This window comes from Streptomyces sp. NPDC048191 (genome assembly GCF_040652655.1).
Taxonomy (GTDB): Bacteria; Actinomycetota; Actinomycetes; order Streptomycetales; family Streptomycetaceae; genus Streptomyces.
Genome location: NZ_JBEZMO010000006.1, coordinates 69,873 through 91,556, shown reverse-complemented (window position 1 = coordinate 91,556; position 21,684 = coordinate 69,873). Strand labels below are relative to the sequence as shown.

Annotated in this window: 19 protein-coding genes and 2 tRNA genes; 15 read left to right on the top strand and 6 right to left on the bottom strand. The window is 69.2% G+C overall.

Annotated elements, in window-relative coordinates:
* Positions 1–57 precede the first annotated feature (57 nt).
* Positions 58–1,482 (bottom strand): amino acid permease, encoded by a 1,425-nt coding sequence (locus AB0D93_RS12580; RefSeq protein ID WP_362117488.1) that lies wholly within the window; start codon positions 1,480–1,482, stop codon positions 58–60.
* A gap of 238 nt (positions 1,483–1,720) precedes the next feature.
* Between AB0D93_RS12580 and AB0D93_RS12575 the strand changes: the two genes are divergently transcribed.
* Both AB0D93_RS12575 and AB0D93_RS12570 read left to right on the top strand, forming a co-directional pair.
* Positions 1,721–2,206: a ribose-5-phosphate isomerase gene (locus AB0D93_RS12575; RefSeq protein ID WP_362117485.1), complete on the top strand. Its 486-nt coding sequence runs from the start codon at positions 1,721–1,723 to the stop codon at positions 2,204–2,206.
* Between the two features lie 263 nt (positions 2,207–2,469).
* On the top strand, positions 2,470–3,279 hold the full coding sequence (locus AB0D93_RS12570) for a DNA-formamidopyrimidine glycosylase family protein (protein WP_362117482.1): 810 nt from the start codon (positions 2,470–2,472) through the stop codon (positions 3,277–3,279).
* A gap of 7 nt (positions 3,280–3,286) precedes the next feature.
* On the opposite strand, the gene AB0D93_RS12565 is transcribed toward AB0D93_RS12570, so the two are convergent.
* On the bottom strand, positions 3,287–4,528 hold the full coding sequence (locus AB0D93_RS12565) for a GNAT family N-acetyltransferase (protein ID WP_362117479.1): 1,242 nt from the start codon (positions 4,526–4,528) through the stop codon (positions 3,287–3,289).
* Between the two features lie 175 nt (positions 4,529–4,703).
* On the opposite strand from AB0D93_RS12565, the gene AB0D93_RS12560 reads away from it, so the two are divergent.
* Together AB0D93_RS12560 and AB0D93_RS12555 are read left to right on the top strand one after the other, a co-directional pair.
* Positions 4,704–5,876 carry a PP2C family protein-serine/threonine phosphatase gene (locus AB0D93_RS12560; protein ID WP_362117476.1) on the top strand — a complete coding sequence of 391 codons (1,173 nt, stop codon included), beginning with the start codon at positions 4,704–4,706 and terminating at the stop codon, positions 5,874–5,876.
* A gap of 38 nt (positions 5,877–5,914) precedes the next feature.
* Positions 5,915–6,433, top strand: a complete 519-nt coding sequence (locus AB0D93_RS12555) for an HD domain-containing protein (RefSeq protein ID WP_362117473.1) — start codon at positions 5,915–5,917, stop codon at positions 6,431–6,433.
* Here the strand turns inward: AB0D93_RS12555 and AB0D93_RS12550 are convergent.
* Complete coding sequence (locus AB0D93_RS12550) at positions 6,430–7,533, bottom strand: acyltransferase family protein (protein ID WP_362117470.1); 1,104 nt, start codon at positions 7,531–7,533, stop codon at positions 6,430–6,432. The genes AB0D93_RS12555 and AB0D93_RS12550 overlap by 4 nt on opposite strands.
* Positions 7,534–8,066: 533 nt before the next feature.
* Between AB0D93_RS12550 and AB0D93_RS12545 the strand changes: the two genes are divergently transcribed.
* Positions 8,067–8,261 (top strand): hypothetical protein, encoded by a 195-nt coding sequence (locus AB0D93_RS12545; protein ID WP_351615137.1) that lies wholly within the window; start codon positions 8,067–8,069, stop codon positions 8,259–8,261.
* A gap of 498 nt (positions 8,262–8,759) precedes the next feature.
* Here AB0D93_RS12545 and AB0D93_RS12540 read toward each other — a convergent pair whose 3' ends face one another.
* Positions 8,760–9,329: a hypothetical protein gene (locus AB0D93_RS12540; protein ID WP_362117465.1), complete on the bottom strand. Its 570-nt coding sequence runs from the start codon at positions 9,327–9,329 to the stop codon at positions 8,760–8,762.
* A gap of 274 nt (positions 9,330–9,603) precedes the next feature.
* Here AB0D93_RS12540 and AB0D93_RS12535 point away from each other — a divergent pair, with 274 nt between their 5' ends.
* A complete protein-coding gene (locus AB0D93_RS12535; RefSeq protein ID WP_362117462.1) occupies positions 9,604–9,840 on the top strand; it encodes a hypothetical protein in 237 nt (78 codons plus the stop codon).
* A gap of 9 nt (positions 9,841–9,849) precedes the next feature.
* Here AB0D93_RS12535 and AB0D93_RS12530 read toward each other — a convergent pair.
* A tRNA-Gly gene (locus AB0D93_RS12530) sits at positions 9,850–9,920 on the bottom strand.
* Between the two features lie 161 nt (positions 9,921–10,081).
* On the opposite strand from AB0D93_RS12530, the gene AB0D93_RS12525 reads away from it, so the two are divergent.
* The 5 genes from AB0D93_RS12525 to clpX all read left to right on the top strand — a co-directional run bounded on the left by AB0D93_RS12525 (position 10,082) and on the right by clpX (position 14,824).
* Positions 10,082–10,158: transfer RNA gene (locus AB0D93_RS12525), tRNA-Pro, on the top strand.
* Positions 10,159–10,337: 179 nt separating this feature from the next.
* Positions 10,338–11,708, top strand: coding sequence for a trigger factor (gene tig, locus AB0D93_RS12520; RefSeq protein WP_362117459.1), 1,371 nt, complete (start codon positions 10,338–10,340; stop codon positions 11,706–11,708).
* Positions 11,709–12,028: 320 nt separating this feature from the next.
* A complete protein-coding gene (locus AB0D93_RS12515; protein WP_107423707.1) occupies positions 12,029–12,634 on the top strand; it encodes an ATP-dependent Clp protease proteolytic subunit in 606 nt (201 codons plus the stop codon).
* Positions 12,635–12,700: 66 nt separating this feature from the next.
* Positions 12,701–13,366, top strand: a complete 666-nt coding sequence (locus tag AB0D93_RS12510) for an ATP-dependent Clp protease proteolytic subunit (protein ID WP_362117456.1) — start codon at positions 12,701–12,703, stop codon at positions 13,364–13,366.
* Positions 13,367–13,537: 171 nt separating this feature from the next.
* Positions 13,538–14,824, top strand: coding sequence for an ATP-dependent Clp protease ATP-binding subunit ClpX (clpX, locus tag AB0D93_RS12505; protein WP_069780904.1), 1,287 nt, complete (start codon positions 13,538–13,540; stop codon positions 14,822–14,824).
* 335 nt (positions 14,825–15,159) lie between these two features.
* On the opposite strand, the gene AB0D93_RS12500 is transcribed toward clpX, so the two are convergent.
* Positions 15,160–16,179, bottom strand: coding sequence for a hypothetical protein (locus tag AB0D93_RS12500; protein WP_362117452.1), 1,020 nt, complete (start codon positions 16,177–16,179; stop codon positions 15,160–15,162).
* 137 nt (positions 16,180–16,316) lie between these two features.
* Between AB0D93_RS12500 and AB0D93_RS12495 the strand changes: the two genes are divergently transcribed.
* The 4 genes from AB0D93_RS12495 (at position 16,317) to ndk (ending at position 21,478) form a co-directional block, all read left to right on the top strand.
* Positions 16,317–18,941 carry a valine--tRNA ligase gene (locus tag AB0D93_RS12495; RefSeq protein WP_362117448.1) on the top strand — a complete coding sequence of 875 codons (2,625 nt, stop codon included), beginning with the start codon at positions 16,317–16,319 and terminating at the stop codon, positions 18,939–18,941.
* 169 nt (positions 18,942–19,110) lie between these two features.
* A complete protein-coding gene (locus AB0D93_RS12490) occupies positions 19,111–20,625 on the top strand; it encodes a folylpolyglutamate synthase/dihydrofolate synthase family protein (protein WP_362117445.1) in 1,515 nt (504 codons plus the stop codon).
* A 9-nt stretch (positions 20,626–20,634) separates the two neighbouring features.
* Positions 20,635–20,997, top strand: a complete 363-nt coding sequence (locus AB0D93_RS12485) for a DUF4233 domain-containing protein (protein ID WP_362117442.1) — start codon at positions 20,635–20,637, stop codon at positions 20,995–20,997.
* 67 nt (positions 20,998–21,064) lie between these two features.
* Positions 21,065–21,478, top strand: coding sequence for a nucleoside-diphosphate kinase (ndk, locus tag AB0D93_RS12480; protein ID WP_362117439.1), 414 nt, complete (start codon positions 21,065–21,067; stop codon positions 21,476–21,478).
* The last annotated feature ends 206 nt before the right edge of the window (positions 21,479–21,684 follow it).

The following is a 21,684-nucleotide window of genomic DNA, read 5'->3' as shown; positions in this document are numbered from 1 at the left end:
CCGCATAACCTGACAACTGTCGTCAGGTTATGCGGCCATGTGCAGCCGGAGGGCGGATCAGCCGACGGACACCTTGTCGGCCGGGGCCTCGACCGCGGGGGCCGGGCGGTTCTTGGTGAGCGCCTGCTTGATCACGGCGATCACCACCACGACCGCCGCCACCGCCACCGACAGCAGCACGGTCGTACGGCCGCTGCTCTCGCCCTTGGTGTCGGTCAGCATGTAGCCGAGGACGAAGACGATGAAGGCCGCCGTCACCCAGGTGAGGTACGGGTAGAGCCACATCTTCACGACGAGCTTCTCCGGCGCCTCCCGCTGGATGATCTTCCGCATCCGCAGCTGCGAGAAGCAGATCGCCAGCCACACGAACAGGGCGACGGCGCCACTGGAGTTGAGCAGGAAGAGGAAGACGGTGTCCGGGTACTGGTAGTTGAAGAACACCGCCACGAAGCCGAACACGACCGAGGACAGGATCGCGGCCATCGGCACACCACGGGCCGTGGTGCGGGCGAACGCCTTCGGGGCGTCACCGCGCTGGCCGAGCGAGAAGGCCATGCGGGAGGCCGTGTAGAGGCCGGAGTTGAGACAGGACAGCACCGACGTCAGCACGATCACGTTCATGATCTCGCCGGCGTGCGCGATGCCGAGGGAGTCCAGGGCGGCGACGTACGAGCCGTTCTTCTGGATGGACGCGTCGTTCCACGGCAGCAGCGAGACCACGACGAGGATCGAGCCCAGGTAGAAGACGCCGATACGCCAGATGATGCTGTTGGTGGACTTGGTGACCGCCTTCTGCGGGTCCTCGGACTCGCCGGCCGCCAGGGTCGCGATCTCGCTGCCCATGAAGGAGAAGACGACCAGCAGCACACCGGTGAGGATCGAGCCGGGTCCGTGCGGCAGGAAGCCGCCGTGGTTCGCCAGATTGCCGAAGGACGCCTTGTCGGCGTGAACGCCCGGCAGTACGCCGAAGATGGCCAGCAGGCCGACGACGATGAAGGCGCCGATGGCGACGACCTTGATGCCGGCGAACCAGAACTCGAACTCGCCGTAGGAGCCGACGGAGACCAGGTTGGTCGCGGTCAGGACGGTCATCACGATGAGCGCCCAGCCCCACTGCGGTACGGCCGGCACCCAGCCCTCGAGGATCTTGGCGCCGGCGGTGGCCTCGACGGCCAGCACGACGACCCAGAAGAACCAGTAGAGCCAGCCGATGGAGAACCCGGCCCAGCGGCCGAGGGCACGGTCGGCGTGCGCGGAGAAGGAGCCGGAGGTGGGGTTGGCGGCGGACATCTCGCCGAGCATGCGCATCACGAGGACGACGAGGGTGCCGACGAGGGCGTACGACAAAAGGATGCCCGGTCCCGCGGTAGCGATACCGGAGCTGGAACCGACGAAGAGGCCGGCTCCGATGACACCACCGATCGCGATCATCGTCAGGTGGCGGTTCTTGAGTCCTGCTTGGAGGCCCGAGCCAGGGGTCATGGACGGATTTCCTTTTCGCCAGGCGGAGCATTCGTACGAGCGGTGTACGAGCCGGTCCAGTGAATCCGAGGTGAACGGATTCGGGAACCTCTGAATCCGTATCGTTACTTGAGGTTCCCTTGAGGTTCTATGGCCCCGCTCACATTTTCCCGAGGCCTGGCGGGGTGTCCCTCGGCGCCCGGCGGGGGTGCCGCGCCCCGAGGCTGCTGCCCGGAATGGGGCGTGTCACACTCATGGCATGCGCGTGTATCTCGGCTCCGACCATGCTGGCTACGAACTCAAGAACCACCTCGTGGAGTGGCTCGAGGCGGCGGGTCATGAGCCCGTCGACTGCGGGCCGCACATCTACGACGCCCAGGACGACTACCCGCCCTTCTGCCTCCGTGCCGCCGAACGTACGGCCGCGGACCCCGACGCCCTCGGCATCGTGATCGGCGGCTCCGGCAACGGAGAGCAGATCGCCGCGAACAAGGTGAAGGGCGTGCGGGCGGCGCTGGCCTGGAGCGAGGAGACGGCGACGCTGGGGCGGCAGCACAACAACGCCAACGTGGTCGCGGTGGGTGCGCGCATGCACAGCACGGAGGAGGCGACGAAATTCGTCGAGGTCTTCCTCAACACCCCGTTCTCCGGTGACGAGCGTCACATCCGCCGGATCGACATGCTGTCGTCCTACGAAACGACGGGCGACCTCCCCCCGATCCCGGCCCACCACCCCCAGCAGTAGCCCCCGCGGGCCGGCCCCCCTCGGCCCGCCGGAGGCCCGGACCGTACTCGTTCGTCCCTGGGCCGAGTGAGTCGGCTCGCCCGGCCCGTGCGCCGTTGGACCGGGCGGGCCGGCCCGCCCCGCTCGTCCGTTGCCCGGCCGATCGAGTCGGCTCGGTCGCTCGGGCACCGCTCGAGCGACCGACCGCTTCAGCCCCCGCTCGTGCACCTCTCGACCGACCGGATTGCGTGGGCGGGCGAACGACTCCGAAGGGACACCTCGCCGTGCCGGAAGGGCACACCATCCATCGGCTGGCCCAGGACTACGCCGCCCACTTCCTCGGCACGGCCCCGCGGGTGACCAGCCCCCAGGGCAAGTTCTCCGACGCCGCCGCCCTGCTGGACGGAGCCGCGCTGACGGCCACCGAAGCCCACGGCAAGCACCTCTTCCTGCGGTTCAGGGACAGCGACTGGGTCCACATCCACCTCGGCCTCTTCGGCAAGGTCGGCTTCGGACCGACACCCGCGCCCCCGCCGACCGACACCGTCCGCCTCCGCCTCGCGAACGACACCGCGCACGCCGACCTCCGCGGCCCCACCACCTGCGCGCTGATCACCGACACCGAGAAGCGGGCCGTACACGACCGCCTCGGCCCCGACCCGCTCCGCGACGACGCCGACCCGAGCACGGCGTACCGCAGGATCTCCCGCAGCCGTACGTCGATCGCCGCGCTCCTCATGGACCAGAAGACCGTCGCCGGCGTCGGAAACGTCTACCGCGCCGAGGTCCTCTTCCGGCACGGCATCGACCCCTGTCGCGCGGGCAGGGACGTCACACCGGCCGAGTGGGAGACCATCTGGGCCGACCTCGTCGAGCTGATGCGCGAAGGGGTCAGGAACAACAGGATCGACACCGTCAGGGCCGAGCACACCCCGGAGGCCATGGGCCGGCCACCCCGCGTGGACGACCACGGAGGCGAGGTGTACGTCTACCGCCGCGCCACCCTGCCCTGCCACATCTGCGGCGACGCGATCCGCACCGCCGACCTCGCCGCCCGCAACCTCTTCTGGTGCCCCACCTGTCAGCAGAGGTGACCGCGTATTAGAAGCCGTGCGGCAGCCACGGCGCCACCGGTGAGCCGAACCCCACCGAGGCCTCCGCCAGCGCCCCCTGCCGCAGCTCCCGTACCCGTCCGGCCGCCGCCAGCGACAGCAGCGTCACCCCGCCGAGATACGCCGCGCCCAACTCCCGTACGGAAAGGGACAGATCAGCGGCGTCGGTCGTACGTTCGCAGCACGCGCCCTTCGGGTCGCCGGTCAGCCGCCAGCGCCCCGCGTTCCACGGGCAGAAGGTGTCCTCCACCTCCAGCACGACGTCCACGGGCGCCTGGTACGTACGCGCCGCCAGCGCCGTACCCACGTCGACGAGACGGACGTACGCGTCGTCCCGCAGGCGCGGCCGGCAGCGGCGGGTGTCCGAGACCAGGTACCGCCAGGCGTCGTCGACCGGTCGCGACCCCACCGACAGCGTCGTCATCAGGTCGATGCCGAACAGGAACCGCCACAGCGCCGCCTCGGTGACAGGATCGACCGCGGCCAGGTCCTTCAGCTGGACCGTGCCGTCGTGCCCGCTCTCGCCCCAGCCGATCCTGGTGGTGAACCGGGCGTACCCCGTGACCTCGCCGTCCCGCTCGGCCACCACGCACTGCAGCGCAGACGCCCCGCCCCGCTCGCTCTCCGGGTCGAGGAGAGGGGCCCGCTCCCAGCCGGGCTGCCGGGCCAGCATCCCGGGCCGCAGCGGCACCAGCGCCGCGTACACCGCCTCGCACACGTCGAGGACGTCCGCGGGCGCCGCGTACCGCAGCCGTACGTCCTCGACGCCGGCCGGCAGGGACAGCGTCACCCGGCTCGTGTCGATCTCGGCGGACGTACGGAAGGTCGCCGCGGCGTACCCGAAGCGGCCGTAGATCGCGGGCTCGGACGCGGTCAGCACCGCGAGCGGCTCGCCCAGCGCCCGTACGTCGTCCAGTTGCCGGCGCATCATCGAGGTCAGCACCCCGCGCCGCCGGTGCGTGGCCGCCACCCCCACCATGGTCACGCCGGCCGCGGGGACCGCCGTACCGCCCGGCACGGTCATCCGGAAGCTGAACGCCCCCGCAGCACCCACGATCTCGTCGCCGTCCCATGCGGCGAGCGAACGGCCGAACTCGGTGAGGGACTTGTCCAGTTCGCGTTCCTCGGACGGTACCGCCGCGGCGCCGAAGGCGCGGAACAGGACGTCGTACCACCGGTCCCAGTCGGACTCGCGCAGCACCTTCAACTCGGTTCCCCGGTCAGTCCCCATGAACCATGCCTACCAGGGCATTGGCGGACGAGCCAGCGAATTTCTCCCGGACGGCCGCTCGCCGGGCCCGCGTGCCGTTCACTGTGAGGACGAACCGCGAAGTGGAGCCTCGCACGGGGGACAAGTGGGACCTCCCGTGCCAAGCAGCCGGTCCGATGGATAGGGTCCCGAACTAATGGCAGCAGGACGAGAGCGGCGCGCGAAGGCCGAGACGTTCACGGCCCGGTGGAAGATGCAGTGGCACCGGGTCCGTACCGGGCTGCGCAGAAGCGCCGTGGACTACTTCCGCGGCGACGGCTCCGACTGGATCGCCTTCGCCGGACTGCTGCTGACCGTGCCCGTCCTCGCGGGCATGACGCTCGTGGACTCGGTGTGGTGCTCCCCGGCCACCCTGGTGCTGCCGATCGTCGCCGGCGGCCTGCTGCTGCGCCCGGCCAGCCTGCTCGGCCTGTACGCGGCCGCGGCCACCGCGCTGATCGTGGAGTCGGTGCGGCTCGGCCCGTACACCGAGGGGCCCTCGCGGGTCACGCCGGGCGTGGTCCTGGTCGTGGCCGCGTGCGGTTTCTTCGGTCTGCTCACGGCCCAGTTCCGCAGCCGGGTCGGCGTGCCCTGGCGCCGCGGCGGCACCATGCTGTTCGACCTGCGCGAGCGGATCCGGGTGCAGAGCACGCTGCCGAAGCTGCCGCTGGGCTGGCACCACGAGATGGCGCTCCGCCCGGCCGGCGGCCAGTCCTTCTCCGGTGACTTCGTCGTCGCGTCCTGCACGAACGGCGGCCGGACGCTGGAGGTCGTGCTCACGGACGTGTCCGGAAAGGGCATGGACGCGGGCTCGCGCGCCCTGCTGCTGTCGGGGGCCTTCGGGGGCCTGCTGGGCTCCCTTCCCCCGCACGCCTTCCTCCCGGCCGCGAACGGCTACCTCCTGCGCCAGGACTGGGACGAGGGCTTCGCCACCTCCATCCATCTCGTCCTGGACCTCGACTCCGGCGACTACGAGCTGTACTCGGCCGGCCATCCGCCGGGGCTGCAACTGAGCGCGGGCAGCGGACGCTGGGAGGAGAAGGCCGCCGAGGGCCCGCTGCTGGGTGTGTACGACGGCGCCCAGTTCGACCCCGTGAAGGGCTCGCTGCGCCCCGGTGACGTGTTGATGCTGTTCACGGACGGTCTGGTGGAGACCTCCGACCGCGACATCGTGGAGGGCATCGACCGGCTCACCGGCGAGGCCGACCGCTATGTCGCCGGCGGCTTCCACGGCGCCGCCTGGCACCTCATCGAGGCGGTGGCCAAGGACGTCAACGACGACCGGGCGCTGCTCCTGATCTGCCGCCAGGCCACGGCGACGCTCCGCTGAGCGGCACGCCGACCGGCCCCGTGAGCGAGACTGGGGCGATGACACAGCTCACGCTCGCCGAGGTCGAGTCCCTGGCCCGAGCCGCCCATGAGGGCCAGACCGACAAGGCGGGACGGCCGTACGCCGACCACCTCGCCGCCGTCGCCGCGGGTGTGCGCGCCCGGGGCGGGGACGCGGAGCAGATCGCGGCGGCCTGGCTGCACGACTCCGTCGAGGACGACGCGCTGACCCGGGAGTGGCTCGCCCGGGCGGCACTGACCGCGCGTACGAAGGCCATCGTGGACGCCCTCACCAAGCGGCCGGGCGAGGAGCCGGAGGCGTACGCCCGGCGGATCCTCGCCACGGACGGCGCGCGGCTGGTGAAGGAGGCCGACCTGGCGCACAACGCCGACCCGGTGCGGCTGGCGGTCCTGGACGAACCGACCCGGAAACGACTGACCGGGAAGTACGCCCGGATGCGCGCGCTTCTCGGCCTCGACGAAAGGCTCGGCCGGGAGGTCGGCCGGGAGGCCGGCCAGGGACGAGACCAGGGACTCGACGAGGAGCGAGGCAGCTAGGCGCCGACCTTCTCGCGCTCCTTCTTCTGCCGCTCGCGGGCGAGTTCGGCCGCGTCCTGCTTGAACGCCCACTCCATCCTCGGCTCCATCGCGAACCGGAAGAGGCGCTGTACGGGTTTGGTGCACAGCACGGTGACGGCGGCGCCGAAGAGGACGGTCACCGTGATCTCGCCGAGCGGGTGGTGCAGCCAGCGGTGGTCGAACCAGCCGCGGTAGTCGGCGAACTTCACCAGGAAGCCGTGCAGCAGATAGCCGTACAGGGTGCCGGCGCCGAGGGGCGTGAACCACATCTTCCGGCCGGGCACCCAGGAGAAGAAGCAGGCCGTCAGCAGCAGCGAGCAGCCCATCATCGCGAGCGTCATCACCGGGCCGCACCACCAGGGCGCACCCAGCTCCTGCGCGGAGTCCCGGTGGTAGAACCACGCGGTGTTCATGCGCGGCACCGCCCACCAGCCGACGGCCAGCGCGGCGGCGAACACCGGCACCGCCGCGATCCGCACCGAGCGGCGGCGCACCAGCCGGAAGTGCTCGGGCTTCATGCACAGGCCGAGCACGAAGTATGGCAGGAACTGCAGGACGCGCTGCAGATCGAGGTCGTCACCGATGTTCGGGGTGACGGACGCCAGCATGGCGATGCCGAGGGCGACCGCGAACGGCGAGCGCACCAGCTTCCAGATCGGCGTCGTCAGCCGCCAGATGAACAGGGCGACCAGGAACCAGGTCAGATACCAGGGATCGAGGAGACTGATCTCCTCGTGCGAGCCCGTGATCAGGTTCTTGAAGGTCGGGTACGCGGTCTCGAAGACGACGTACGGCACCACGACACCGGTGATCAGCCGCTTCAGCCGGTCCGGGCGCATGTCGAAACCGCGCGAGAAGAAGCCGGAGATGATGATGAACGCCGGCATGTGGAAGGAGTACACGACCGTGTACACGCCCTCCAGGATCCGGCTGTCGCTCTTCAGCGGCTCCCACGAGTGCCCCATCGCGACGAGCACGATGGCCAGGTACTTGGCGTTGTCGAAGAACGCGTCGCGCTGTTTGCCGTTGCCCTGTTTGCCGGGTCTGTCCGCCTCGGGCTGCCCCTTCCGCGCGCTCATCGGGGTACGCGGACCGGGCACTCCGTCCGCCGGCGACTGTGCCGGGGGGAGTGGCCTGCGGTTCTGGCCGGGGGACGAGGCGGCGTCAAACATCTCAGGCACCCTAGCGTCGTCTGTGGGATTTCGTAAAACCCCCGCAGTCATTCCTGGTTATCGCCCTCGACTACCCCCGATTTACCGAACTTGGCATCTCTGTCTACGTGATGGTGCGCACACGAAGTCGGCGGATCGCCCCTCGATGTCCAGATTCATCCTGACTAAATGGGGCATACGGCCTCTCTGTGCCATCAATTCGAATTACCTGCGCACGGGATGTGTGGAGGCGGAAACGAAGTCGCGCAATTACCAGGGAAGTCGTGTGCAGGCGGCTCCGTCGAATTACTGTGCGGGCGGTCGTCCGGGGCGGTGGGGTGCCCGACGTTGTGTCACGGGCCGCATGGGCGGGCCGGGTTGGTGGCACGATGGTTCTGGCGGGGGTGCGCGGGCCGTACCCCCGGGCCGGGAGAGCGGACCGACCGAGGGTGTGATCAGTTGTGGCCATTTCACTGTCTGTGGTGCTGCTGTTGGCGATCATCCTGGTAGTGCTCCTCAGAGGGGGGAGCATCAAGGCGGGCCCCGCGATCGTCGCGGTCCTCTTCGGCTTCTTCCTCGCCTCGACCGGCATGGCCCCGTCCATCGACCGCTTCCTGAACTCGATAGCGGACTCCATCAGCTCGATCAAGTTCTGACCGGAGCGGGGCCGGACCGCCTCGGCAGCGGCGGCACGGGCGTGGTCTCCCTCGCCCGGTCCGCCTCCGGCCACCGGCTCGCGGTCGAGGCCGTCCACGGCCGGTACGCCGCCGACGACGGGTGCCGCTTCCGGTTCAGCCGCGCGCCAGGTCAGTGGGTGTCATCACGGCCCCGCGGTGGACGCGGGCGTCGACGCCCCGGGTCGCCACGCCCCGCGTCCCCGGCGGGGACCTGCGCACCCACGTCCGCAGAGGCCCGTACGGCGCGGGCGTCGTCCACCGGGACGCGGAACCGGCGAACGTCATGCCCGCCGAGGACGGCCCGCGCCCATCACCCCCGGAGTCTCCCGCGCCCACCACCGACGCCCTGCGCCACCCGGCGCGACCCCTTCGGCGCCCGGACGGCGCCCCGGCCTACAGACCTGGACCGCCGTTCGCGGAGACTCCCTGCTGTTCCCCGTCGGCCGCTTCCTCCTCGGGCATGCAGGGAGCACGTTGTCACTCGTAGAACCGCGCCGCACTCAGGGCCCGAGCCATGAACGTCCAGTCACCGTCGGCCGGTAGCTCTCGGCCGTGGTGCGCGTACCACCCCGGGGCGTCGCCCACCCACGCTTCCAGGGCCTCCAGGAAGCTGTTCAGCGTCCGGTTCTCCCACTGGTCGCCACTCGCTTCGAAGTCCTCCCGCAGACGCCTCAGAAAGCCGCTCAGGGCCTCGCGATCGGCAAGGCCCTCGTCAATTGTCAGTGGGAGGGGTTCGCGCTCGTCTCCCCAGTCATCGAGCCTGAGCTTGACTTGGCAGTTGTGCTCCGCATGGTCGACAACCCTCCCTCTGATCATGAACCCCAGCGGGGGAGGGACGGTTCCAGGCGGTGAGCCACCGATCTCGGCCATGCCCAGGGCGTACGGCGCCCCATCGATCTGCACGAACACGCCGAAGCGCTGCCGGCCGATGACCCTGCCGGTCACGCGGGCGCCCACTGGCAGTGCGGTCATGGTCGCCGGCCAGGCGCGTCTTATGTCCTCGGACGTCGGATCATCCACGCCGTTCGGCCACGTGTACTCCGTCATGCGCCGTATCCCCCGACGATCGTGAACCTGGACCTGTGGCCGCATCCTTATCAGGTCGATCACGGGGTGCGGCACCGTCGGTCAACCGGCTCTGCGCCTCGATCGATCGTCCACCAAGCTCCGGCGCCGACCGCTGCTGTTCGCTTTCAGCCGGCTGTGGCACAAGGCCTGCGACTACGCCGGGATCAAGGGCCTGCACTTCCATGATCTTCGGCACACCGGCAACACCCTCGCCGTCTCCACCGGAGCGAGCACGCGGGAGCCGATGACGCGCATGGGCCACAGCACCGCCCGCGCCGCGCTGATCTACCAGTACGCCGGCGCCGGCCGTGACCGGCTGATCGCCGACGCCGTGAGCAACCTCGCCGGCAAGGGTCGCAAGAAGAACCAGAAGGCGAAGAAGAAGCAAGATCGAAAGCCGGAGGGGCACGCGGGGGACACGGCGGACTGGTCCGGGCCCCCGGAAACGATCAGGGCCAGGCGGAGGAATCATCCTCTGACCTGGCCCTGAGCCGTACAGAGCGGGCGACGGGAATCGAACCCGCGTAGCTAGTTTGGAAGACTAGGGCTCTACCATTGAGCTACGCCCGCAACACCGCGCCGCAGGTCGGTGACCGCGGCACTGGACGCATCGTAGCGGGTCGCCCGGCGCCGAGGCCAACGAGTTGATCCCCGACGGCCCCGCGCGTGCCGCCTCTAAGAATGCGGCCGACGCGACCGGCGGGGGCATGTACCCTACGTGTCGCACCAGACGGGGTGTGGCGCAGCTTGGTAGCGCGTCCGCTTTGGGAGCGGAAGGCCGTGGGTTCAAATCCCGCCACCCCGACCAACGGCTCGCGACGTCGCGATGATCGCCTTTTGGGGCGCTGACCGGCTCCGGTTACTATGCAAGCTGCGCGCCCGTGTGTCCCGGCCCACTCGGCCTACGAACTCCTCCGGGCGGCGAAATCCGCCGGACCAGTCTGGCTCCGGCAGAAACCAAGAAGTCAGCCACAAGGAGACCGAACCGTGAAGAGCGCCGTGGAGACCCTGAACCCGACCCGGGTTCGGCTCACTGTCGAGGTGCCCTTCGAGGAGCTCAAGGACAGCCTCGACGCGGCGTACAAGAAGATCAACCAGCAGGTCACGGTGAAGGGCTTCCGCAAGGGCAAGATCCCGGCCCGCGTCATCGACCAGCGGTTCGGCCGCGGGGCGGTGCTGGAGGAGGCCGTCAACGACGCGCTGCCCAAGTTCTACACCGACGCGGTCAACGAGGCCGAGCTGAGCCCGCTGGGCCAGCCCGAGGTCGACATCACCGAGCTGAAGGACGGCGAGACGCTGAACTTCACCGCCGAGGTCGACGTCCGCCCGGCCCTGGAGATCCCGGACTACTCCGGCATCGAGGTCGAGGTCGACGCCGTCGAGGTCACCGACGAGGACGTCGAGAAGTCGGTCGAGCAGCTGCGCGAGCGCTTCGCCTCCACCTCCCCGGTCGAGCGTGCCGCCGAGGACGGCGACGTCGTCACCATCGACCTGGAGGCCAAGGTCGACGGCGAGGTGCTGGAGGACGGCATCGCCAACGGCGTCTCCTACACCATCGGCTCCGGCGAGCTGCTGGACGGCATCGACGATGCCGTGAAGGGCCTGGAGGCCGGCGCCGAGGCCACCTTCACCTCCGAGCTCAAGGGCGGCTCCGCCGCGGGCAAGGAGGCCGAGGTCACGGTCAAGGTCACCCAGGTCGCCGCCCGCGAACTGCCCGAGCTGGACGACGAGTTCGCGCAGCTCGCCTCCGAGTTCGACACCCTGGACGAGCTGAAGGCCGACAGCCGCAAGCGCCTCGCGAACATGAAGCAGTTCGACCAGGCCACCCAGGCCCAGGAGCGCGTCCTGGAGAAGCTGCTCGACCTGGTCGAGGTCCCGGTCCCCGAGAAGCTGCTCGAGGACGAGATCAACACCCGCAAGCACAACCTGGAGCACCACCAGCTCGGCCAGATGGGCCTCACCCTCGACAAGTACCTGGAGCTCCAGGGCAAGACCGCCGAGGAGTTCGAGACCGAGACCCGCGAGGCCGCGGTCAAGGGCATCAAGACCCAGTTCGTCCTCGACGAGCTGGTCAAGAAGGAGAACCTCAACGTCAACCAGGAGGAGCTCACCGAGCACCTCATGCGGCGTGCGGCCTCCTCCGGCATGTCCCCCGACCAGTTCGCCCAGGCCGTCGTCGAGGGCGGCCAGGTGCCGCTCCTGGTCGGCGAGGTCGCCCGCGGCAAGGCTCTGGCCGTCGTGGTCGAGGCCGCCACGGTGAAGGACACCAACGGCGAGGTCGTCGACCTGGACGACGAGGAGGAGGAGACCGAGGCCGCCGAGGCGTCGGAGACCTCCGAGGAGACCACCGAGGGCTGAGCGGCCCTACGGTGCCGGTAAGGCACGTACGACGGGCCCTGGGGACTGTCCCCGGGGCCCGTTCGTCGTTCCGGGGGCGGTGCCGACCTCGGGGGCGCGGGGAACCGCGCGAACAACCCCCGTGCACCGGCAGCCCGGCGATCACCTGCACCACCCCCCACGAGCCGCACCGGCCCTCCAGCGGAGCGCTACGCCCCCGGCGAACACCCGCATTCCCGGGATTCCCCGAAGGGACCATCGCGTTAGGGTCCATGAAAGGCAGAACAATGAGACGGCCCGGCGCCGTCGTAAGACGAGCAGGTGGATACGTGACGAATCTGATGCCCTCCGCCGCCGGCGAGCCTTCCATCGGTGGTGGCCTCGGCGACCAGGTCTACAACCGGCTGCTCAACGAGCGGATCATCTTCCTCGGCCAGCAGGTTGACGACGACATCGCCAACAAGATCACGGCGCAGCTGCTGCTCCTTGCCGCCGACCCGGACAAGGACATCTACCTCTACATCAACAGCCCGGGTGGCTCGGTGACGGCCGGCATGGCGATCTACGACACCATGCAATACATCCCGAACGACGTGGTCACGATCGCGATGGGCATGGCGGCCTCGATGGGCCAGTTCCTGCTCACCGGTGGTGCGGCCGGCAAGCGCTTCGCGCTGCCCCACGCCGACATCATGATGCACCAGGGCTCCGCGGGCCTCGGCGGTACGGTCTCGGACATCAAGATCCAGGCCGAGTACCTGCTGCGCACCAAGAAGCGCATGTCCGAGCTGACCGCGCAGCACTCCGGCCAGACGGTCGAGGCGATCATCCGCGACGGCGACCGCGACCGCTGGTTCACGCCGGAAGAGGCCAAGGAGTACGGTCTCATTGACGAGATCATCACGCACGCCTCGGGTGTTCCGGGAGGCGGCGGCACCGGTGCCTGACCGGCCCGGCCGCGCCACGCACCGCGAAGACACCACCCCCCGAACGCCACCAGGACGGTGAACCCCATGAGCAACTTCCCCGGCGCCGCCAGCGGCATGTACGAAGGGCCCCGCCCCGACAGCCGCTACGTCATCCCGCGCTTCGTCGAGCGCACCTCCCAGGGCATCCGCGAGTACGACCCGTACGCGAAGCTCTTCGAGGAGCGCGTGATCTTCCTTGGCGTCCAGATCGACGACGCCTCCGCCAACGACGTCATGGCGCAGCTGCTGTGCCTGGAGTCGATGGACCCGGACCGGGACATCTCGATCTACATCAACAGCCCCGGTGGCGACATGACCGCCCTCACGGCGATCTACGACACGATGCAGTTCGTGAAGCCCGACATCCAGACGGTCTGCATGGGTCAGGCGGCCTCCGCCGCGGCGATCCTGCTCGCCGCCGGTACGCCCGGCAAGCGCATGGCGCTGCCGAACTCCCGCGTGCTGATCCACCAGCCGGCGGGCTCCACCGGCCGCGGTCAGCTCTCCGATCTGGAGATCATCGCCAAGGAGTTCACCCGGATGCGTGACCAGCTGGAGAGCATGCTGGCCAAGCACTCGAACCAGCCGATCGAGAAGATCCGCGAGGACATCGAGCGCGACAAGATCCTCACGGCCGAGGAGGCGCTGGAGTACGGCCTCGTCGACCAGATCATCTCCACCCGCAAGCTGAACAACGCCGCGGTCCGCTGACGCGGAGTGGCGCACTCTTTGCCCCTCTTGGCACGGTGCACGTCAAAGTGAACCCTGCCAAGGGGGGCCCGAACACCGGGCCCGGCAAGGTACCGTCGGACATAAGGCAGCACCAGGAGCCGCTGGATTCGAAAGCGTCCAGGCGTCTCCCAGGCGAAGGGGAAGCACACCGTGGCACGCATCGGTGACGGCGGCGATCTGCTCAAGTGCTCGTTCTGCGGCAAGAGCCAGAAGCAGGTCAAGAAGCTCATCGCAGGGCCCGGTGTGTACATCTGCGACGAGTGCATCGACCTCTGCAACGAGATCATCGAGGAGGAGCTCGCCGAGACGAGCGAGGTGCGCTGGGAGGAACTCCCGAAGCCCCGCGAGATCTACGAGTTCCTGGAGGGCTACGTAGTCGGCCAGGAAGCGGCGAAGAAGGCCCTCTCGGTCGCGGTGTACAACCACTACAAGCGGGTCCAGGCGGGCGAGAACGGCGGCGCGAGCGGCCGTGACGACGCCATCGAGCTGGCGAAGTCCAACATCCTCCTGCTGGGTCCCACGGGCTCCGGCAAGACCCTCCTCGCGCAGACCCTGGCGCGCATGCTGAACGTCCCCTTCGCCATCGCCGACGCCACGGCGCTGACGGAGGCGGGCTACGTCGGCGAGGACGTCGAGAACATCCTCCTGAAGCTGATCCAGGCGGCGGACTACGACGTCAAGAAGGCCGAGACCGGGATCATCTACATCGACGAGATCGACAAGGTGGCCCGCAAGAGCGAGAACCCGTCGATCACCCGCGACGTGTCGGGCGAGGGTGTCCAGCAGGCCCTGCTCAAGATCCTCGAGGGCACCACGGCCTCGGTCCCGCCCCAGGGCGGCCGCAAGCACCCGCACCAGGAGTTCATCCAGATCGACACGACGAACGTCCTGTTCATCGTGGGCGGTGCCTTCGCCGGCCTGGAGAAGATCATCGAGGCCCGCGCCGGCGCCAAGGGGATCGGCTTCGGCGCCACGATCCTCTCCAAGCGCGAGCTGGAGGCCAAGGACGTCTTCGAGGACGTCATGCCGGAGGACCTGGTCAAGTTCGGCATGATCCCGGAGTTCATCGGCCGTCTGCCCGTGATCACTTCGGTCCACAACCTCGACCGCGAGGCGTTGCTGAAGATCCTGGTGGAACCCCGCAACGCCCTGGTCAAGCAGTACCAGCGCCTCTTCGAACTCGACGGTGTGGAGCTGGACTTCGAGCGCGAGGCCCTGGAGGCCATCGCCGACCAGGCCATCCTCCGCCAGACCGGCGCCCGGGGCCTGCGCGCCATCATGGAGGAAGTCCTCCAGGGCGTCATGTACGAGGTCCCCTCCCGCAAGGACGTGGCCCGCGTGGTCATCACAGCGGACGTGGTCCTGTCCAACGTCAACCCGACCCTGATCCCGCGGGATGCCCGGGGGCGGGGCTCGGGGGAGCAGAAGTCGGCGTAAGGGCCTGCGCTGCTGGGCGCTTGAAGAGGTGAAGGCCTCCTGAGACCGACGTGGATTGCACATCTATGCCGGACTCAGGAGGCCCTCATGTCCTACGTGCTGGGCCCTAGAGGTGAGCGCGGACGCAGGCTTCTACCGCGAAATGGATTGACGCGTACAAGTCAATCACGGAATCGATCACGTGAATGGGCAGGCGGTGTGGTGGTTGGCTCGAATGGTGTGGTCGCCTGGACTGGTGCGACTTCCTGATGATGTCTACGGTGCCGTACCCAAGATGCGAGAAAGGGCCCCGGTCGTTCGACCTGGGCCCTTCCGTCGTCGAACTGTAGGCGTCGTCAAGCCTTGACGCGCACGTCGTTGCGCAGCTTGGCCGCGAGGTCCGCGGCGTCGTCGACCGATTCGCCCTGGCCCGAGGCGAGGGAGGCGACGCTGTATGACGAGACGACGGCGACAGTGCTGTGGTCGCCCCAGATGCACATCGGCACCTTCATGGCCTTCGGCACCCCCGCATCCGAGGCCGACGAACCGCTGGTGTCGATCTCAGCCACCTGGCACTTCATGACGCCGTTGGAGAAGCCTGCCGGATGGACCGCCTGGGGGCTGCCGATCAGCTTGCCCTTGGTGTCGGAACCGCTCTGGTCCTTCTCGGACTCCGTCTTGACCTTGGCGAACATGGCGTCGACGACCGCCTCGGGGTTGTCGATCGTCCCGTACACGCCGCTGAAGCCGAGGCCCTTCATGGTCAGGCCCTTACCGTTCTGGTACTTGGCACTCACCTCGGTGGGGTTCTTGACGCCCCACTTCTCGAAGTCCGACTTGTCCGAGTCACTGATGTCGTCCGAGGAGTCGGCATTACTGGACTTCGCGTAGGTCCCGTTGATGACCGAGCTCGGCGTGGTCAGCTTGTGAGGCCCGTCGTCCGCCACGCCGTTGCTGCTGCCGCTCGCGCCGAACGCGAAGTACGCCCCCACCGCCACGGCCGCCACCACGGCCACCGAGCCGATGATCAGGCCCGTCTTCTTCTTGCCGCCGGCCGGGGCCGGGGGCTGCGGCATGGCGTAGGGCTGCTGGCCGTAGGGCGGCTGCTGACCGTACGCGTTCGGCTGCTGCGGCGCGCCCTGCTGCGGGTAGCCGTAACCCGGCTGCGGCTGCGGCTGCTGCGGCGGCGCCTGCTGGGGGTAGCCGTAGCCGGGCTGCGGAGCCTGCGGCGGCTGGCCGTACGGGCCCGGCTGGCCCGGCTGCCCCGCCTGGCCGTAGGGCCCCGGCTGGCCGTACGGACCAGGCTGCCCCGGCTGGCCGTAGGGACCCGGCTGCTGGGGCGGCTGGCCGTACGGGCCCGGCTGGTTGTTGCTCATTTCTGGGTTCCCCCTTGGATGCTTATGTGTTCCTGACATCCTGGACCAGGCCCGGAAACCGCACGGCACCGGGGGCCGCACCGTTACAGAACAAACGCGTTTCGGGACCACCCCGTGACACCTCTAAACTGACCCCCGTGACCGAGAACGCTCAGCAGCAGCCACCCGCGCCCGACTCCGAACTGCCGACCCAGTACGCGCCGGCCGATGTAGAGGGCCCGCTGTACGAGCGCTGGGTAGAGCGCGGTTACTTCGAGGCGGACGAGAAGAGCGACAAGCCGCCGTACACGATCGTCATCCCGCCGCCGAACGTCACGGGCAGCCTGCACCTGGGCCATGCCTTCGAGCACACCCTCATCGACGCCCTGACCCGCCGTAAGCGCATGCAGGGCTTCGAGACGCTGTGGCAGCCCGGCATGGACCACGCCGGCATCGCCACGCAGAACGTCGTCGAGCGGGAGCTGGGCAAGGAGGGCAAGTCCCGGCACGACCTCGGCCGTGAGGCGTTCGTCGAGCGCGTCTGGCAGTGGAAGGGCGAGTCCGGCGGGCAGATCAGCGGGCAGATGCGGCGCCTGGGGGACGGTGTCGCGTGGTCGCGTGAGCGCTTCACCATGGACGAGGGGCTGTCCCAGGCCGTCCAGACCATCTTCAAGCGCCTCTACGACGACGAGCTGATCTACCGCGCCGAGCGCATCATCAACTGGTGCCCGCGCTGTCTGACGGCCATCTCGGACATCGAGGTCGAGTACCAGGACGACGACGGCGAGCTGGTCTCCCTGAAGTACGGCGACGGGGACGACACCCTCGTCGTCGCCACCACCCGTGCCGAGACGATGCTCGGCGACACCGCCGTCGCCGTCCACCCGGACGACGAGCGCTACAAGCACCTCGTCGGCAAGCTCATCAGGCTTCCGCTCACCGACCGTTCCATCCCGGTCGTCGCCGACACCCACGTCGACCCCGAGTTCGGCACCGGCGCCGTCAAGGTCACCCCGGCCCACGACCCGAACGACTTCGAGATCGGCCAGCGGCACGACCTGCCGTCCATCACGATCATGGACGAGCACGCCGTCATCACCGCCCACGGTCCCTTCCAGGGCCTGGACCGGCTCGAGGCCCGCTCCGCCATCGTCGCCGCGCTGCGCGCCGAGGGCCGGATCGTCGCCGAGAAGCGGCCCTACGTCCACTCCGTCGGCCACTGCTCGCGCTGCAAGACCACCATCGAGCCCCGCCTGTCCATGCAGTGGTGGGTCAAGGTCGGCCCGCTGGCCAAGGCCGCCGGTGACGCCGTCCGCGAGGGCAAGGTCAAGATCCATCCGCAGGAGATGGAGAAGCGGTACTTCGACTGGGTCGACAACCTCCACGACTGGTGCATCTCGCGCCAGCTGTGGTGGGGCCACCGCATCCCCGTCTGGTACGGCCCGAACGGCGAGGTCGTCTGCGTCGGCCCCGACGACGAGGCCCCCACCGGCGAGGGCTGGCACCAGGACACCGACGTCCTGGACACCTGGTTCTCCTCCGGCCTGTGGCCGTTCTCCACCCTCGGCTGGCCCGAACAGACCGAGTCGCTCGCGAAGTTCTACCCGAACTCCGTCCTGGTCACCGGCTACGACATCCTCTTCTTCTGGGTCGCCCGGATGATGATGTTCGGCCTGTACGCGATGGACGGCACCCCGCCGTTCCACACCATCGCCCTGCACGGCATGGTCCGCGACCAGTTCGGCAAGAAGATGTCGAAGTCCTTCGGCAACGCGGTCAACCCGCTGGACTGGATGGACAAGTACGGCTCCGACGCGCTCCGGTTCACCCTGGCCCGTGGCGCGAACCCCGGTGTCGACGTCCCGATCGGCGAGGACTGGGTCCAGGGCTCGCGCAACTTCGCCAACAAGATCTGGAACGCCACCCGTTTCGCGCTGATGAACGGCGCGACGGTGCAGGGCCCGCTGCCGGACGCCTCGAAGATGTCGGCGACCGACCGCTGGATCCTCTCCCGGCTGAACTCGGTCGTGGCCGAAGTCGACGCCCATTACGAGGACTTCCAGTTCGCCAAGCTCTCCGACGCCCTCTTCCACTTCGCGTGGGACGAGGTCTTCGACTGGTACGTCGAGCTGTCCAAGACGGTCTTCCAGGCGGGCGGCGAACCGGCCGAGGTCTCCAAGCGGGTCCTCGGCGAGGTCCTCGACGTCACCCTCAAGCTGCTCCACCCGGTCGTCCCGTTCGTCACGGAGACCCTGTGGACGACGCTGACGGGCGGCGAGTCGGTCGTCATCGCCGAGTGGCCCAAGGACAGCGGCTTCCGTGACGCCGACGCCGAGCGGGAGATCGAGACCCTCCAGTCGGTCATCACCGAGGTCCGCCGCTTCCGCGCCGACCAGGGCCTGCAGCCCGGCCAGCGGGTCCCGGCCCGCCTGACCCTGGACGGTACGGCCCTCGCCCCGCACGAGGCCGCCATCCGCCAGCTCCTGCGCCTCCAGCCGGAGGGCGACTCCTTCACGGCGACGGCGACCCTCCCGGTCTCCGGCGCGGAGGTCGCCCTGGACCTCTCCGGCACGATCGACGTGGCGGCCGAGCGCAAGCGCCTCGCCAAGGACCTGGCCGCCGCCGAGAAGGAGAAGGCCCAGGCGAACGCCAAGCTCGGCAACGAGGCCTTCCTGGCCAAGGCGCCGGACAACGTGGTGGACAAGATCCGCACGCGCCTGGCCAAGGCCGAGGACGACATCGCGCGGATCACGGCCCAGCTGGACAGGCTGCCGCAGGCGTGAGCGATTCCGCCTGACAGAAGGCCCCGGTGCGTTCGAGGCGCCGGGGCCTTCGCCCGTCCGGGGTGCGCGGAACCGCGCGACCAGCCCCCACGCACCCGCAGCCGGCTCACGAGACAAGACACCCCATACCGGCGCCGCGAAGCCCCCGCCCGCTCCGTAGACTGGCACCGTGAGCGACCACCCCGGTACCAGCGACACCCCCGACCCCCTCGACAGCTTCGAGGAGATCATCGAAGCCGAGACCACCCGCGACCCCGATCTCGCCGTGATCGAAGCGGGCAGCCGCACCCTGCGCACCCAGGGCGGCCCGCCGCAGGCCGACGTGCCCGCACGGCCGGAGGACCCGGAGGTCGACAAGGCCCTGCGCGAGGTCGAGACGGAGCTGGCCACCCGATGGGGCGAGACCAAGCTGGAGCCGTCGGTCAGCAGGATCTCCGCGCTGATGGACGTCCTCGGCGAGCCGCAGCGCTCGTACCCCTCGATCCACATCACGGGCACCAACGGCAAGACCTCCACCGCCCGCATGATCGAGGCCCTGCTCGGCGCCTTCGAGCTGCGCACCGGCCGGTACACCAGCCCGCACGTGCAGTCGATCACCGAGCGCATCAGCCTGGACGGCGCGCCGATCTCCGCCGAGCGGTTCATCGAGACGTACCAGGACATCAAGCCGTACGTCGAGATGGTGGACGGACAGCAGGAGTACCGGCTGTCCTTCTTCGAGGTGCTCACCGGCATGGCGTACGCGGCCTTCGCGGACGCCCCCGTGGACGTGGCCGTCGTCGAGGTCGGCATGGGCGGCTCCTGGGACGCCACCAACGTCATCGACGGTGACGTCGCCGTGGTCACCCCGATCGACCTGGACCACACCGACCGTCTCGGCGAGACGCCCGCGGAGATCGCCGGCGAGAAGAGCGGGATCATCAAGCAGGACGCGACGGTGATCATGGCGCAGCAGCCGGTGGACGCGGCCCAGGTGCTGCTGAAGAAGGCCGTCGAGGTCGACGCCACCGTGGCCCGGGAGGGCCTGGAGTTCGGCGTCGTGGCCCGGCAGGTCGCCGTCGGCGGTCAGCTGCTCACGCTGCGCGGCCTCGGAGGCGAGTACCCCGAGGTGTACCTCCCGCTGTACGGCGCCCACCAGGCGCACAACGCGGCCGTCGCGCTCGCCGCGGTGGAGGCGTTCTTCGGGGTCGGTGCGCAGCGCGCCGAGCCGCTGGACATCGACACGGTCCGCAAGGCCTTCGCGGCTGTGTCCTCGCCGGGCCGGCTGGAGGTCGTACGGCGCTCCCCGGCCGTCGTGCTGGACGCGGCGCACAACCCGGCGGGCGCTCGGGTGACCGCGGCCGCGGTGCAGGAGGCGTTCGACTTCAGCCGGCTGATCGGCGTCGTGGGCGCGAGCGGTGACAAGAACGTGCGGGGCCTGCTGGAGGCCTTCGAGCCGATCTTCGCCGAGGTCGTCGTCACGCAGAACTCCACCCCTCGGGCGATGGACGCGGACGAGCTGGCCGCGATCGCCGTCGAGGTGTTCGGCGAGGAGCGGGTGCAGGTCGAGCCGCGGCTGCCGGACGCCCTGGAGGCCGCGATCACGCTGGCCGAGGAGGAGGGCGAGTTCGCGGGCGGTGGCGTGCTGGTCACCGGTTCCGTCATCACCGTCGGCGAGGCCCGGCTGCTGCTGGGGAAGGGCTGAGGCTCAAGAATGCGTACGCTCTGTGCATCGACGCTGATCGGCGAGTTCTTCGTCATCGGGTTCGCCGGACTGGTCGCCATGAAGGATCCGGGCCTGTCCATGTCCACCGTGTGGCTGGTCAGCGGCATCGCCATGCTGCTGTGCGTGCTGCTGTGCGGCATGGTGACCCGGCCCGGCGGGGTGGCCCTCGGCTGGGCCCTGCAGCTCGCGCTGGTCGTCTCCGGCGTCTTCGTCCCGACCATGTACTTCCTGGGCGCGGTGTTCGCGGGGCTGTGGTGGGCATCGGTGCACTTCGGGAGGAAGGTGGACGAGGCGAAGGCCAGGTTCGCGGCCCGGGCGGAGTCCGGCTCCTCTACACCTGACGCTGCGTAACGGACGTGCGGACACGCCCTGTAACCTCGTCCCACCACCGCAGACGTCCGTCAGAAGGAGTCCTCCCGTGAGCCAGCGCACCCTCGTCCTCCTCAAGCCCGACGCCGTACGTCGAGGCCTGACCGGCGAGATCATCAGCCGTATCGAGCGCAAGGCCGGCTGGCAGATCACCGCGCTGGAGCTGCGCACCCTGGACCGGGCCACGCTGGAGCAGCACTACGCCGAGCACGTCGGCAAGCCCTTCTACGAGCCGCTGGTGGACTTCATGTCCTCCGGTCCCGTCGTCGCGCTGATCGTCGAGGGCGAGCGGGTCATCGAGGGCGTGCGCGTGCTCGCCGGGCCGACCGACCCGATCGCCGCCGCGCCCGGCTCCATCCGTGGCGACTACGGCGTGATCGTCCGCGAGAACCTGATCCACGCCTCCGACTCCGAGGAGTCCGCCGAGCGCGAGGTGAAGATCTTCTTCCCGGGCCGGGTGTGAGTCGCGGCGGCTTGTTTTTCCGCTAATTTTTCTGAGTGGGCGTCAGCTCTGTCCGGTGGCGCCTGACCAGGGACGGCCGTATATTTCCGGCCGTCCCTTGGCATATGCCGTGCCGATCGGGGGAACGCGTGCCCCCGATGGACCGTCTCCACAAGCGGGGCGGGCCGCCATCTGGTGACAATGGCGGAGACCCTCGCGCAGTGTTC